Origin of the sequence: Oceanobacillus sp. FSL W7-1309, assembly GCF_038002145.1 — a bacterium.
GTDB classification, from domain to species: Bacteria; Bacillota; Bacilli; order Bacillales; family Amphibacillaceae; genus Oceanobacillus; species Oceanobacillus profundus.
Genome location: NZ_JBBOBX010000001.1, coordinates 920,715 through 934,446 on the forward strand (window position 1 = coordinate 920,715; position 13,732 = coordinate 934,446).

The window sequence follows — 13,732 nt, forward strand, 5'->3', positions numbered from 1 at the left end:
ATGAGAAGGATATTATTGGGATTATTCGTTATTATTATTCTTACGATTGGAATAGTTGGGTATACAGAATTAAACAATAAGCCAAATGAAGTCATTGAAGAATCGAATCACTCCACAGAGATACAATTATAATTGTTTATAAGCGGGTGCAAGATTTTATTATATTGGAAGACATATGCAGATAGAGAAATTCCATGTTTTTTTAGCCGCAAAAAAAGGAAAGCACATTATAACAGTGCTTTCCTTTTTGTTAATGCTTCGGGCTAAAAAATTATTTAATAACCGTTACGTTAACTTGCTGAGCGCCCCAATTTACTGCTTCTTCTTTCGTTGGGACATGAAGGTCGATTTTATTACCTTTAATCGCACCACCAACATCCGCTGCTGTTGCGTAACCATAACCTTCAACGTAGACCTCTGAACCTAAAGGTATTACATTCGGGTCTACAGCAATTACTTTTGCATTGGGATTAGCGTTTAAATCTACCCCTGTAGATGTTACTCCAGAACAGCCATCACATTTAGCTGTATAGGCAGTTGCCGTTACAGTGATTGTTTCCCCTTCAGGGCTCTGTTCTGAACTGTCTTCTGAACTGTCTTCTGAACTCTCTTCTACTTTCTCTGTTTTAACGGAAGCTTTCTTTTCATCAGCTTGTTTTTCCGTTTCATTTTCTTGTTTTGGCGCTTCTTCGATCTCAGCTGGCTCTGAATCTTCTTGACTAACATTTACACCATTTATTTTTAGATCTTGTCCGATAACAATGATATCGTTTTTAAGATCATTCCATTCCTTCAATTCATCTACTGTTATGTCATATTCTTTTCCAATACTGATCAATGTATCCCCTTGCTTTACTGAATACATGTTGTTAATAAACAGTAATTGCTTTGGGTGAATGACAGTAGATTTTAAATCATTTATTTCAGTTAAATCCTCAACGGTTGTATCGTATTTATCTGCAATCTCCCAGAGACTTTCTCCCTTTTGTACTTCGTGTTCTTCAGCTGAAACTGTTGTTGTAGCCGCGCCAGCAATAAAAATACCTGCAGCGAGTGCTGCTACTAGTTTTTTCATCTGATGTACCTCCTTGAATTTCTGACAATGATTATCGTACCACAGGAAAACTGCAAATACAGTTACAAGACGTTTAAGAGTCTATTACAAGGATTACTATTTTCATATTTTTGTTACATTGCGTAATATTTTTGATACAAAAGACTCAATTTATCATTTTTTCCTATTGCAAAACAGGAAATTAGACACAAAAAAGAGAAGTAGCTTCTTTTCCACAAAACTACTTCTCTTCTCTATTAAAACGTATCTACTTTAATTAAATAAACCGCCTAGGAAATCGCCAATTGATTTAAATAGCTCGCTGAAGAAATTAGCAACCTTTTCCCAGAAACTTGCATCAAGACCTAATTCATCTGCTTTATCTGCAATTGAATTAGCAATATCCTCGAGCTGATTTTTCACTGCTCCAAAATCAATGTTTAGATCTCGCATTTTATCAAAAAGATTTACAAGCATTTGCCGATCTTCATCACTTAAACGAATCTCTAATTTATCCAATTGCTCGCTGACAATTCGTTCTACATCTTCTTTTGTTGCCGGATTTTGCTCCGCAATCATCTGTTTAATTTCGGTAAGCAATGTACTTACTTCATCTTGCGTAATATCTTCATTTTCAGCAAGATCTGTAGCTACATTCAGCTCTTCATTGGCTAATTCCATCCGTTCTTTGTCTAGTTCTTCGCCTTCTACGTCGTATGCCTTATAAATACCCGTTAATGCTGAATGTCCACTAACTTTGATTGGTGATACAACGTCCACTGTTGCATTTTCTGCACCAGCAGTAAGTAACGCATTTTCATACATCGATGCTGTAACTTGTGTTATATTTTCCGGAGTAACAATATTAACTGTTATCCCTTCTCCTTCATTTTCCAGAAGAATTCTTGCTGAAGAGTACATATTGGCATTTGGATTTCCATTAATAAAATTTGCATAATCCTGTCCACTGACGTCGTGTGCTTCAAATGTATCCGTATCTTCAATATTTAACGCTTCTCGAACTTGGGCTCGCTGTGAATCATTTAACTTCTCTCCATAAATTAGTATCGTATTGGACGCCGCTGATACCGGCATAGCAAACGCGATAAATAACGCTAGAACCAACAGTGACAATCGAATAATCTTTCCATTAAATTTCATGTTATATGTCTCCTTTTTATTCTCACTAAAAAATCAAATTTAACCTCCGAATTAACGTAATAGCATTAATTGCTGTTTCTCTTCAAGCGTTTTAAAGCCATACTCTTGAAGGACTAACATTCAGCGGGGAAAGCCCCTAATGAATGTAGTTTTACTTTTATCTATTATAACGCTTGGATATAATTTTGAACATCTTTTTCACGAATCAATTCCGTATGATGAGCAGATAACTTTCAATTTATTTCGTATTGGTGTATATTTAGAGTACCGAAATAAATTGAAAGAAAGAAGGTTTTTGGAATCATAGATACTGACCAAGCGGCTAAACGTAATTTGGCTATTATGTGGTTCGCCAATTTTTTTGTTAGTGGTAGTATGACAATGGTAATTCCATTTATCTCCTTATATATTAATTCAATGGGGAATTTCTCCGACTCCTATGTACAAACCTGGTCGGGGTTAACGTTTGCAGTAACATTCATTGCTGCATTTATCTTTTCTCCAATATGGGGAAGAATAGGAGATAAATATGGCAGAAAGAATATTTTAATTATCTCTGCATTTGGGATTGGACTATCTGTATTTTTAATGGGGTTTGCCACATCAGTATGGCAGCTTTTTTTATTGCGATTGTTTATGGGAATCGTAACCGGATTTATCCCAATGTCACAAGCATTTATATCTGTACAAACACCGAAAGAAGTCGCAGGGAAAGTACTCGGGACGCTGCAAACCGGGAGCATAACTGGAGCGCTAATGGGACCAATGCTCGGTGGTGCATTAGCAGATATATTTGGGTATTCAAGCACATTTAAATGGGTTTCCATTACAATATTCATTTCAGGATTCCTTGTCATGTTTGGAATCAAGGAGCTGCAAATCAATATATCTAATGATAAAAATGATTTTAAATCGTATAGCAGTAAAGAAGTATTGCAGCATATTCTGAGTAGACCAGTATTACTTGTCGTGATGTTGCTCTCAACATTGGTACAGATTGCACATTTTAGCATTCAGCCAATACTTTCTTTATTTGTAGCTGAAATTCACGGCCCCGTTAATATTGCATTCTTTGCCGGGCTAGCTTTTTCAGCAGCCGGGTTAGGGAATCTTCTCATGTCCCGAAGATGGGGCAAGATTGGAGACCGTATTGGTTATATAAAGATATTAATCATCCTCTTATTTATGGCCGGTATTGTCTATTTCCCTGGAGCATTTGTAACGAACATTTGGCAGCTCGTCGTACTGAGATTCCTACTTGGTGTTTCAATTGGCGGTATTGTTCCACTACGGATTGCATATATTCGTCAGGAAGCACCGTTATCAATGCAAGGTGAAGTGCTTGGCTATAACACAAGCCTGCGCTTCCTGGGAAATATTATCGGCCCAGCACTTGGCGGTATAATTGCTGCTACTTGGGGATTCTCTTCTGTATTCCTTATCACAAGTTTATTGCTTATTGCTAGTGGTGTAATTATGCTTGTAGCTTGGTATAAAAGCGAGAATTCACCAAAGCAAGCTCATTCCTTTTCATCAAGATAGCAGGCTTAAAACGGGTGGATGTTTTGCTTACGTGGCTAGACCGAAACAGAATGATTGATTTCTAGACCCAAATATGCTAAAACTAACTAAGTCTTAATTATTAAGGAAAGAAAGTGATAGCAATGGGTATAGTCGTTGTTGAAGTTTGTGACGGTAATGCAATCACTACTTTAAATATAGAAGAAATTATCGAAGCAGAATTTCCGGAAGTAGCCGTGCTAATGAATGAATGTTTATCATTTTGCGGATTATGTCGAGTACGACCGTATGCACTTGTAAACAACAAACGCGTTTTCGGTAAGACTCCGGAAGAATGTTTGGAAAAAATACGTGAGGAAATAAAAAAAGAACTGGCTATCTATCAATGATATGCCAGTTCTTTTTCTACTTTATTTGACAAAATATTTCCTGGGAAATAGTCGAAATTATTCGGTTAAGCTCGCTGTGAAAATTGCAATCGAATCCTGTTTGTTTAACCGCTTGAAGTTACCATATTCCGGGCTAGCACTAACCGTTTTTTCACCCATTAATTCAACCGTGCTTTCATCGATAGCATAGTCGGCTAATGTCGCTGGAGCTCCAATAGAATTCCAAAACACTCGGAGTTTATCAATTCCTTCATAGGCAATTTCCTGATCTGATTTACCTGTCGTACTTACACCAAATACACGAACTGCTAATTGTTTGAAGCGTGGTGCATTATTTTCATCCAAAACATGCTTCATCCAATTCGGAAAAAGAATTGCTAATCCTCCGCCATGTGGAATATCATGCACTGCTGATACGGCATGCTCTAAGTTATGGGTCGCCCAATCTCCACGATAACCCATGTTCAGCATATTATTTAATGCTAACGTACCACTAAGCATGATTGTTGCCCGGTGATCATAATTCTCAGGGTCATCAAGCAATTTCGGTGCAGTTTCCATTACAGTTAATAATATCGATTCACAAAAACGATCTTGCACCAATGTGTTTGGCGTTTCGTGGAAATAATGCTCAAGCACATGGGACATAATATCGACAATACCGTATACTGTCTGGGCGCGTGGTACTGTGAATGTATGTGCTGGATCTAAAATAGAAAATGCAGGATACGTATACGGCGTTCCCCAGCCATGCTTCTCATTTTTCTCCCAGTTTGTGATTACCGATCCACTATTCATTTCTGAGCCTGTTGCAGCCAAAGTTAGAACAGTTCCAAATGGTAACGCTCCGTTTGCACGCTCTTTCTTTGTCACAATATCCCACATATCCACATCTGTTTTTGCACCGACAGCAATTGCCTTCGTACAATCAATAGTACTTCCGCCACCAACTGCAAGCAGGAAATCAATTTGCTGCTCTTTACAGATGGCTACGCCTTTACGGACAGTTGAAATACGTGGATTAGGCTCTACGCCAGGCAATTCAAACACATCTGCTCCAAGCCTATCGAGCTCTCTCTTCACATCATCATAAATGCCATTCTGTTTAATGCTTCCCCCACCATAGACAACTAAAACACGATTGCCATACGGTCTTATTTCATCAGCGAGCTTCTCCAGCTGCCCTTTACCGAAAATTAATTTCGTCGGATTCTGATACGTAAAATTTTCCAAATTAGATTCCTCCAATATTATTTGGTATATGCTACGACATCCATTTCAACTAAAACATCCTTGGGTAGTCGGCTTACCTCAACAGTTGCTCTAGCCGGATATGGCTCTGTTAGAAAGCTGCCATAAATTTCATTTACCTCAGCAAAATGATCCATTGAAGATAAATAAATCGTAAATTTAACAACTTGAGAAAAATCGCTTTCCGCTTCTGCCAAAATTGCTTTTAAATTTTCAAGTACTTGTTTGGTTTGATTTGCAATACCATCAACAATTTCACCTGATGCTGGAGCTATCGGAATCTGTCCTGACACATAGACAAAATCTCCTGCCTGAATTGCTTGTGAATACGGTCCAATTGCTGCTGGTGCTTTTTCTGTTTGAATTACTTTCACCATTTGAATTCCTCCCATTGTATTTGTTTTGTCTAAATTCTTTCTTTTCTATAATCATACCAGTTTCTTCGCTGTTCTTCATTCAGGAGCTAATACATCTTTATACTGCATAACAGATCTGACATAGTATATATCTCCGTAGCAGGCGTCGTATTGCTTTGCTTCTTCCCGCAGACATGTATAGATGGTTGGATCAGAAGCGTTCTCATACATTTCTTTAGAAAATGCAATTGCAATATCCTGTGAGTAGCGTCCAGTTTCTGCATGAACATAATCAATAAATCCTCTGCCGAAATTATACGATTGGATGGCAAGTTCTAGGTCATCATCTGCATCCGCCAATGTTTTCGAAAAATAATAGACCCCTTGTTTAATAGAAAGCTCAGGATCCTTAATACACCCAATTTCTCCACAATAGCTTTCCGACGATTGCATCGGATCATTGCCTCTCCCACCTGATTCCTGCATCATCATTGCTTGCAGAACATCGACATAATCTTCAACACCATATTCCTTCGCGTAGGTTTCAATTAAAGGCTTATAGCTCCGAACTTCTTCACTGATTAAGGGAGATGATCTTTCAGGACGGAATTCCTCTTGTTTTTCAAAAGTCAAAAACGACACTAGTAAAAATACACCAATTAAAATAAACACTACACTGAAGGTTTGCTTTGTTATCTTTTGTATCTTCCGTTTTAGCTTCATATACTATCTTTCCTTTTCCCTCAACAATAACTGTATCAACAGCCAGACAACAACCCCATAGATGAGATGTCCAACAGCCCAAAACAAAAATGCAGTCCTATCCATCAAATCTGGAGTGCGCTCTGATAATTGCGTTGTAAAATAGAGGATACATCCAATCAGAACATTTACGATTATGTATGGCAGCATTTGATTTTGAAGCTTCCACCTTTCAAGCAAAAAGTAGATACATAGTACAAGTATAATAGAAACAATCAAATGCAAGCCAAATTCAATAGCCTCATGCATGTTCCATTCTTTTATAATAGGAATATAATCTACATTTAATAACAGAACATAAACCGCTTTCCCTGTAAAAAGTTCCACCATCTTCAAAAATATACCCAGTACTAAACCGGAAATGATGCCACTACTTATAAGATTACATAATCGTTTCATTAAATTGCTCCAATTTATTTACTTTTTTTAAACAATTCTTTCTCTCGCCATTTACCGAATCGATAGTATCCAATAGCAATCACACTGCTAATCACAAAGCTTGCTCCCATTCCGATTGCTATTCCAATCTCACCAAATAACATCGCAAATAAGGCTGTTAGCGGATACCGCAATACCCAAAATGAAATAATATTAAGTACAAGCACTTGATACATTGCACCTGCCGCACGAACGATTCCATTTAAAATAAAATTAATTCCTAAAAACGGATAGCACAAAGCAATAATTTGTAAGTACGTCTTACCAAACTCCACTGCCGATTCATCCCGGATAAACAGTTTGACACCATATTCAGCCAAAAATACAACAACAATACCGATTGCTAGCATAATAGAGAAGTTGTAGAGCACCCCATACTTCGCGATCCCTTTTACACGAGACCAATTTTTTACGCCAATGTTCTGTCCTGCCATACTACTAACAGCAGTACTAAGTGCATGTGCAGGCAGCATTAGTAAACTATCCAAACGCTGAGCTGCACTAAATCCAGCAACAACGCCACCACCAAATCCTGTAACAACACTCATAATTGCTGCTGATCCTGCTGAAATAACAGACATTTGTAAACCTGAAGGAATCCCAAGGTTCAAAATCAATCCAACTTCAGCTTTAGCTGGTAATGTTGGCATACTAAACGGAGCAAGCTTTTTAGATAAAATATAAATCAAACCATATAGAAAAGCGACTCCTTGCGATAATACAGTTGCATATGCCGCACCTTCTACTCCCCAATTAAACACACTTATAAATATTGGATCGAGCACCGTATTAAGCGCCACAGCAATCATAACAAAGCGTACCGGCGTTTTACTATCACCCAAAGCCCGAAGAACCGTGCTAATAAAATTATAACCAAACAGGAATAAAATCCCAATAAAGTTAATTTGTAAATAAGCATTTGCTTGTTCCATCATAACTTCCGGTGTACCAAGCATACTTAGAAACTGTTCTGAAAAAAAGTATCCTATGGCACCTAACACAATCGCTATCGTTGTTAGAATTACGACAAATGCATTTAAGTATCGTTTTAATCCTGTTTCATTATCCTTTCCTTTTTGCTGTGACAGAATGGTAAGTGCTGCATTATTCAAACCAATTATAAATGAAAGTACCGTAAACAAAATGGTTCCCGATACTGCTACTGCTCCCAATGCAGTGGCACCAAGCAAGTTTCCGACCCACAAACTATCGATCAGCTGGTAGGACGTTTGCAATAAATTTGTAAACATAATTGGCCAAGAAAACCGAATTAGCTGCTTGAATATATTCCCTTCTGTAAAATCATATTGCTTCATGATGTTAATCCTCTTTCTTCTATTATATAAATCTTATGTTTAAGCATAGCGCATTAACATAAGAAATCAAAGAAAGGTGATCAGATAAGATCCTGATCACCTTCATATTAAATTTTATCCTGCAGACCCTGCTTTTTCCAGATTCCCACGCTGATTATTTTGGCCTTTATCTTTTGTCATAAACTGAATAGCCACTAATATAACAAAAGCAATAAAGCCAATTGTATCGGAATAGCCTTCTGGATACATTAACAGCAATCCAGTAACTACTGAAATAATCCTTTCAAACCAGTTAATTTTCCGATACCAAAATCCAATGAGACCTGCACCAACCGCAACCATTCCAATCATGGCCGTAATGAGTGACCAGCCAATATCGAGAAAGTTTCCTTCTATCATCAATAGTGTCGGGTTAAGAACAAACATATACGGTATGATAAAAGCAGCAATCGCTAGCTTCGATGCATTTAGTCCCGTACGGATCGGATCTCCTCCAGATATTCCACTCGCTGCAAAAGCCGCGAGTGCCACTGGCGGTGTAATATCCGCAACAATACCAAAGTAGAACACAAACATATGTGCAGCTAAAACAGGAATTGCTACATCCAGTTCTCCATTTAATGCAATGATTGCCGGTAAAGCAATAGTCGATGTAATAATGTAATTTGCTGTTGTCGGAGATCCCATTCCAATAATGATCGACGTAATCATTGTGAAGAACAAGGTTAACATCAACTGAATTTCTGGTGAACCTGCAATGGTTCCTGCAATGCTAACAAGACCATTTCCTAATTTTAGCCCTAAACCTGTTTTTGTAACGACCCCTACAATAATTCCGGCACAGGCCGTGGCTGCTGCAACCCCTAACGCTGTTCGCGCACCTGACTCCAATGCAACAATAAACTTACTCGGTGTAATTCGTGTATCCTTTCGAAACAAACTTACAATAATGGTGGCTATAATCCCATAGATTGCTGCACGTTCAACACTTATACCAATAAATAAAAAGTAAACAATTGCCAGTATTGGCAGTAATAAATGGATTTTCTTCAGTACAGATATTTTACTTGGGATTTCTTCCTTCGGTAATCCAAGAAGGCCCATTCGCTTCGCTTCAAAATGCGTCATAATCCAAATACCGGAGAAATACAGAATAGCTGGGATTGTTGCTGCTTTCGCTATATTCCAATAGCTTTCTCCCGCAAACTCAATCATTAGAAATGCTGCCGCTCCCATAATTGGCGGCATAATTTGCCCGCCGGTGGATGCTGCCGCTTCTACCGCCCCCGCAAAATCTTTCTTATATCCAAGCTTTTTCATCATTGGAATCGTATACGCACCCGTTGTAACCGTATTCGCTACAGAGCTTCCAGAAATTGTTCCGTTCAGCGCACTAGAAAATATCGCAACTTTTGCGGGTCCTCCAATCCGGCGACCAGCAATCGAAATCGCCAAGTCATTAAAATAGTTTCCAACTCCTGTTTGAACTAAAAAAGCGCCAAATAATAAGAATAAGAAAATATACGTAGATGATACTTGTAATGGAGTACCAAGGATACCCTCTGTTGTAAAAAACATAGATTGAATTAATTGCTGGAAGCTTAACCCCCGATGTGCAAGCATTCCTGGCATAAACGGACCAAAAATAGCATACACAAGAAATAATCCAGCAATTATTGTTATTGGCATGCCAACGGCTCTTCTGGCAGCTTCTAAAACTAATAGTACTGCAACCCCACCTATGATTACTTGCGTGCCATCAATGCCCCCTACTTGTTGAACTAAGGACTCATAGAATACCGGCCAATATCCACAGACAACAATGGATAATGATGCAAGAGCATAGTCATACCAAGGTATTGTCTGCCTTTTTGTTTTTCTTCGGGCAGGAAATAATAGAAAGATAAGTGTCAATGCAAAGCCTAAATGGACTGTTCGTTGAATGTAAGCTGTTTGTTGACCGAATACTCCTGTATAAATTTGGAAAAGAGAGAAAGCAATTAATACAAAAAAGATTACTTTAGCAATAAAGCCACCAACATTTCGTGTATTTGATTCAGCATCATATTTTTGCATAAGTTCCTGTTGCTCTTCGAATGTTAATTGCTTTGTTTCTTTGTTTTTACTCATGGATCTCTACTCCTCTCACATATTTCCATAATGTGATTTTTTCTACCTTCACTGTAAACCAATCACCAGGATCAAAATAATCATTAAACCAGACCATATGCTCCTGTCCCGAATTTGACTCCCATAAGAGTCGATTTTCTGAAACAGTTTTTCCGTTGCGAATTTTCATCGAAGCAAAGTAATTTTCTAAGTCTTTCACATGATATTTTCCATCCTCATAGACAAATGTTTCTCCTTCTCCCGCATTAGCAGGCATGCCAATACCAAATTCCTCATAGACAATTTCGTATTGCTGTATATCAAGGTTTTCCGTAACGATATATTTTTCTGCAACATCTGTTAAATGAATGGAATGTGTAAAGATGATCTGAAATTTGTCACCTATTTCTATTGGTTTAAACGCTGCCAGTTCATTTGTGTTTTTTTCATAGAAAACAAGAGCAGTACCGACTGGAGCAAATAGAAAAATGCCTAATAAACTTGCTATGATAAAAATAATAATGATAATCTTTTTTTTATGTAACATAACGTTTCACCTAGATCATGCTTTCATTATTCAATGATTAGTCATATAACTGCCTATCTATTTGGCAAAAATAGCCGACAGCCATTTCCTTATAAAAGGACGGACAGCCGGCTATAGCAACCTATAAATAGAAACAGTCTATTCTACACTTATACCTTCTTCCTCATAATACTTTTGCGCTCCTGGATGTACATCAATTCCGATACCATCTAACGCAGTTTCCAACTTAATAAATTGAGCCTTATCATGCGCCATGCTATCTGCATTTTCGTAAATAGCTTTCGTGATGTCATAAACTGTATCTTCTGAAACGCTATCTACGACCGCAAGCATTGCTAACACCGCAACCGTGTTTACGTCTTCATCTAAACCATATGTTCCTGCTGAAATCGTGTCAGCAGCATAATACGGATATTGTTCAATCATTTCATCAATTTTATCCTGAGCAATTGGAACGACCGAAACGTCTACTGTAGCAGACAGCCCTTCAACAGCACCTGTTGGCGTACCTGCTGTAATAAAAGCAGCATCGATAGTACCGTCTTGGATTCCTCCAGTAGATTCACCGAAGTCAAGGTTTTGCGGGTCGATATCATCCATAGTCATTCCATGAATTTCAAGAATTTGCTCTGCATTCACATATGTTCCCGATCCTGGTGCACCAACTGAAACAGATTTCCCTGCCAAATCTTCTACAGATGCAATACCAGATTCTGCAGTTGTAACAATTTGAATTGTTTCTGGATAAAGTGCTCCAATTGCAAGTACATTATCAATCGGATTACCTTCGAAAGAGTTTATTCCATCAATCGCATTTGACATAACATCCGTTTGTACAAACGCTAACTCAGCATCTCCCTCACTTAAAGCGATTACATTATCAGCCGAAGCATTCGATGAAACTGCATCTGTCTGAATACCTGTAGCTTCTGTTATATTAGTAGCCATTTCACCACCAAGCGGGTAATAAGTACCACTAGTTCCCCCTGTTAGCATTTGGAGAAATTCATCCTCACTACATGCTGCTAGAAATAATACAAACCCCATCAATAATACTGTCGATAAAAACAATTTTATCTTTCTCATTAAAACACCCCTTTTGTTTTACTATTCTAATAAATAATATAGTAACGGAACGATAATTTGATGTCAAATAATTCTAAAGCATCATTTTTTTGGTTATTTAATCATAATTCCTCATTTACTGTAATTTATTGTTATATTCATTCTATTAAACAAGCGAATAAAGACAGCCAAGAAATTAAGTTAATCTAGGTTCTTGGCTGTTTATTAATATGATCAGGTTATATCGTTTTAACTTCTGTGTTCCCCACAAAAAATCCGATAATATCTTTCACGCTTTCTTCTTTATGTAATGCCCCTACTCCTTGACCAGCCCAAAGTGATTGTAAATCAGCAATGGCAAATTCAGCTCCAGCTGCTCTTAGATCTTTCGTTAGTTCATTTTGAATTGGAAAAGGTAAAATATCTAGCCCACTTGATTCTACTTCATCGATGAAACTGTTTTTAATTGCTCTTGCGGGTCTACCTGAGAACACTTTTGTTATCACCGTATCTTCATAACTGGCTTTCATTAATGCTCTCCGATAAGTTTTATTTGTTCCAGCCTCTTTAGCCAGTAAGAATCTTGTCCCCATCTGTACACCACTTGCTCCCATTAATAGCAGCGCATCCAGTTGTTTCTTCGTATAAATCCCTCCTGCAGCAGCAACTGGTAAAGAGGTATTTTCTAAAATTGACTGGATTAGTGTAATCAAACCAATATTACTCCCACTCGGGTACTTTTCAATATCAAACGTGCCACGATGACCACCAGCTTCAACACCTTGGGCAACGACCATGTCATACCCCATATCTTCTAGGTGCTTTGCCTCACCAACATTTGTTGCCATTCCAATAAGGATTATGTGATTCTCTTTTAACCGTTTTATTAATACAGAAGAAAGTGCACCAAAAGCTGTACTGACAATAGGAACCTTTTCTTTTATAAGCAGATACACTTTCTCTTGTAAATAGTCCTTCACTTTTACTAGATTCTCCTTAGTATCTATACCTACTTCATCTCTTTGTTTGTTCAATAGTGCTTGCATCTCATCTACATCCGTTGAGAAGGCTTCGAGATTTGCAGCAAACAGGTTTACCGCAAAAGGTTTGTCAGTTAATTGTTTCACACGGTGAATCGTATCTTTTAATGTATGTGTACTCATGTAGCCTGCACCAATTGTTCCAAGCGCACCAGCATTCGACACAGCGGCTACAAGTTCAGGCGTCGTGATCCCACCAGCCATACCAGCTTGAATGATCGGAATTGTAATTTTTAATCTTTCTAATATGTCTGCCATCCTTTCTCACTCCTTTTTAAAAGCATTTTTGTAAAGTGGGTTTACTGTCTAGATGAGCCACTTAATTGCTATATGTGTATGCTCGTTCTGTTATTAGCATACCATAGACGAAATAATTAGACGACTTAATTACTGAAAAATACCAATTTACATATTTTTATTGCGAATTGTTGATTTACCAGTATGTTTCTTTTTTCGACAATAGTCCCACTTTTTAATCAAATTGTAAATTCAATTTTTCGTGTTATAATCGAAAAATGGTGGGTAAAAATATGCAATTTAGGTGCGTGTTCAAAAAGCAGATGAAAAATACATAGTAGTTTTGGACGATGGTTATATGATTAAGCTCACACCTCTGTCCTGCAGAAAGCGTTGAGCATTGTCAACCTCTCGTCTAAATGTGTCCTTTTCACCGGGCTTTTTGAACTACCTTTTAATCTACTTATGAAAGGAAGTTAGCAATCT

14 protein-coding genes are annotated in these 13,732 nt (G+C 37.8%); 3 read left to right on the forward strand and 11 right to left on the reverse strand.

Annotated features, from left to right (window positions below):
* Positions 1-132: a hypothetical protein gene (locus NST46_RS04130; RefSeq protein ID WP_262366376.1), complete on the forward strand. Its 132-nt coding sequence runs from the start codon at positions 1-3 to the stop codon at positions 130-132.
* A 139-nt stretch (positions 133-271) separates the two neighbouring features.
* Here the strand turns inward: NST46_RS04130 and NST46_RS04135 are convergent, their stop codons facing one another.
* Both NST46_RS04135 and NST46_RS04140 read right to left on the reverse strand, forming a co-directional pair.
* Positions 272-1,075: a LysM peptidoglycan-binding domain-containing protein gene (locus NST46_RS04135; protein ID WP_251660202.1), complete on the reverse strand. Its 804-nt coding sequence runs from the start codon at positions 1,073-1,075 to the stop codon at positions 272-274.
* Between the two features lie 252 nt (positions 1,076-1,327).
* Complete coding sequence (locus tag NST46_RS04140; protein WP_095307716.1) at positions 1,328-2,215, reverse strand: DUF1002 domain-containing protein; 888 nt, start codon at positions 2,213-2,215, stop codon at positions 1,328-1,330.
* Between the two features lie 342 nt (positions 2,216-2,557).
* Between NST46_RS04140 and NST46_RS04145 the strand changes: the two genes are divergently transcribed.
* Both NST46_RS04145 and NST46_RS04150 read left to right on the forward strand, forming a co-directional pair.
* Positions 2,558-3,757, forward strand: a complete 1,200-nt coding sequence (locus NST46_RS04145; RefSeq protein WP_095307727.1) for an MFS transporter — start codon at positions 2,558-2,560, stop codon at positions 3,755-3,757.
* 122 nt (positions 3,758-3,879) lie between these two features.
* The gene (locus NST46_RS04150; RefSeq protein ID WP_095307715.1) at positions 3,880-4,125 is read left to right on the forward strand and encodes a DUF1450 domain-containing protein; all 246 of its coding nucleotides are present in this window, start codon (positions 3,880-3,882) and stop codon (positions 4,123-4,125) included.
* 57 nt (positions 4,126-4,182) lie between these two features.
* On the opposite strand, the gene NST46_RS04155 is transcribed toward NST46_RS04150, so the two are convergent.
* The 9 genes from NST46_RS04155 to NST46_RS04195 all read right to left on the reverse strand — a co-directional run bounded on the left by NST46_RS04155 (position 4,183) and on the right by NST46_RS04195 (position 13,267).
* Entirely contained in the window at positions 4,183-5,358 is a 1,176-nt protein-coding gene (locus NST46_RS04155) for an iron-containing alcohol dehydrogenase (RefSeq protein ID WP_095307714.1), read from the reverse strand.
* A 17-nt stretch (positions 5,359-5,375) separates the two neighbouring features.
* Complete coding sequence (locus NST46_RS04160) at positions 5,376-5,753, reverse strand: RidA family protein (protein ID WP_251660199.1); 378 nt, start codon at positions 5,751-5,753, stop codon at positions 5,376-5,378.
* Between the two features lie 75 nt (positions 5,754-5,828).
* Positions 5,829-6,455 carry a lysozyme family protein gene (locus tag NST46_RS04165; protein WP_095307711.1) on the reverse strand — a complete coding sequence of 209 codons (627 nt, stop codon included), beginning with the start codon at positions 6,453-6,455 and terminating at the stop codon, positions 5,829-5,831.
* Between the two features lie 3 nt (positions 6,456-6,458).
* Positions 6,459-6,893 (reverse strand): hypothetical protein, encoded by a 435-nt coding sequence (locus NST46_RS04170; RefSeq protein ID WP_118888473.1) that lies wholly within the window; start codon positions 6,891-6,893, stop codon positions 6,459-6,461.
* Positions 6,894-6,907: 14 nt separating this feature from the next.
* On the reverse strand, positions 6,908-8,248 hold the full coding sequence (locus NST46_RS04175; protein WP_340002439.1) for an MATE family efflux transporter: 1,341 nt from the start codon (positions 8,246-8,248) through the stop codon (positions 6,908-6,910).
* Between the two features lie 114 nt (positions 8,249-8,362).
* Positions 8,363-10,378 carry a TRAP transporter permease gene (locus NST46_RS04180; protein ID WP_095307708.1) on the reverse strand — a complete coding sequence of 672 codons (2,016 nt, stop codon included), beginning with the start codon at positions 10,376-10,378 and terminating at the stop codon, positions 8,363-8,365.
* Complete coding sequence (locus NST46_RS04185) at positions 10,371-10,904, reverse strand: DUF1850 domain-containing protein (protein ID WP_341136809.1); 534 nt, start codon at positions 10,902-10,904, stop codon at positions 10,371-10,373. The genes NST46_RS04180 and NST46_RS04185 overlap by 8 nt, the downstream gene beginning before the upstream one ends.
* A 138-nt stretch (positions 10,905-11,042) precedes the next feature.
* On the reverse strand, positions 11,043-11,990 hold the full coding sequence (locus NST46_RS04190) for a TAXI family TRAP transporter solute-binding subunit (RefSeq protein ID WP_340002441.1): 948 nt from the start codon (positions 11,988-11,990) through the stop codon (positions 11,043-11,045).
* A 218-nt stretch (positions 11,991-12,208) separates the two neighbouring features.
* On the reverse strand, positions 12,209-13,267 hold the full coding sequence (locus NST46_RS04195; protein ID WP_095307705.1) for an NAD(P)H-dependent flavin oxidoreductase: 1,059 nt from the start codon (positions 13,265-13,267) through the stop codon (positions 12,209-12,211).
* Between the last annotated feature and the right edge of the window lie 465 nt (positions 13,268-13,732).

What these genes read in the sequence shown, in the direction of transcription:
- NST46_RS04195 (WP_095307705.1), bottom strand. Translation starts at nt 13,267, where the DNA reads ATGGCAGACATATTAGAAAGATTAAAAATTACAATTCCGATCATTCAA.
- NST46_RS04175 (WP_340002439.1), bottom strand. Translation starts at nt 8,248, where the DNA reads ATGAAGCAATATGATTTTACAGAAGGGAATATATTCAAGCAGCTAATT.
- NST46_RS04150 (WP_095307715.1), top strand. Translation starts at nt 3,880, where the DNA reads ATGGGTATAGTCGTTGTTGAAGTTTGTGACGGTAATGCAATCACTACT.
- NST46_RS04165 (WP_095307711.1), bottom strand. Translation starts at nt 6,455, where the DNA reads ATGAAGCTAAAACGGAAGATACAAAAGATAACAAAGCAAACCTTCAGT.
- NST46_RS04190 (WP_340002441.1), bottom strand. Translation starts at nt 11,990, where the DNA reads ATGAGAAAGATAAAATTGTTTTTATCGACAGTATTATTGATGGGGTTT.
- NST46_RS04145 (WP_095307727.1), top strand. Translation starts at nt 2,558, where the DNA reads ATGTGGTTCGCCAATTTTTTTGTTAGTGGTAGTATGACAATGGTAATT.
- NST46_RS04170 (WP_118888473.1), bottom strand. Translation starts at nt 6,893, where the DNA reads ATGAAACGATTATGTAATCTTATAAGTAGTGGCATCATTTCCGGTTTA.
- NST46_RS04130 (WP_262366376.1), top strand. Translation starts at nt 1, where the DNA reads ATGAGAAGGATATTATTGGGATTATTCGTTATTATTATTCTTACGATT.
- NST46_RS04180 (WP_095307708.1), bottom strand. Translation starts at nt 10,378, where the DNA reads ATGAGTAAAAACAAAGAAACAAAGCAATTAACATTCGAAGAGCAACAG.
- NST46_RS04135 (WP_251660202.1), bottom strand. Translation starts at nt 1,075, where the DNA reads ATGAAAAAACTAGTAGCAGCACTCGCTGCAGGTATTTTTATTGCTGGC.
- NST46_RS04185 (WP_341136809.1), bottom strand. Translation starts at nt 10,904, where the DNA reads ATGTTACATAAAAAAAAGATTATCATTATTATTTTTATCATAGCAAGT.
- NST46_RS04140 (WP_095307716.1), bottom strand. Translation starts at nt 2,215, where the DNA reads ATGAAATTTAATGGAAAGATTATTCGATTGTCACTGTTGGTTCTAGCG.
- NST46_RS04160 (WP_251660199.1), bottom strand. Translation starts at nt 5,753, where the DNA reads ATGGTGAAAGTAATTCAAACAGAAAAAGCACCAGCAGCAATTGGACCG.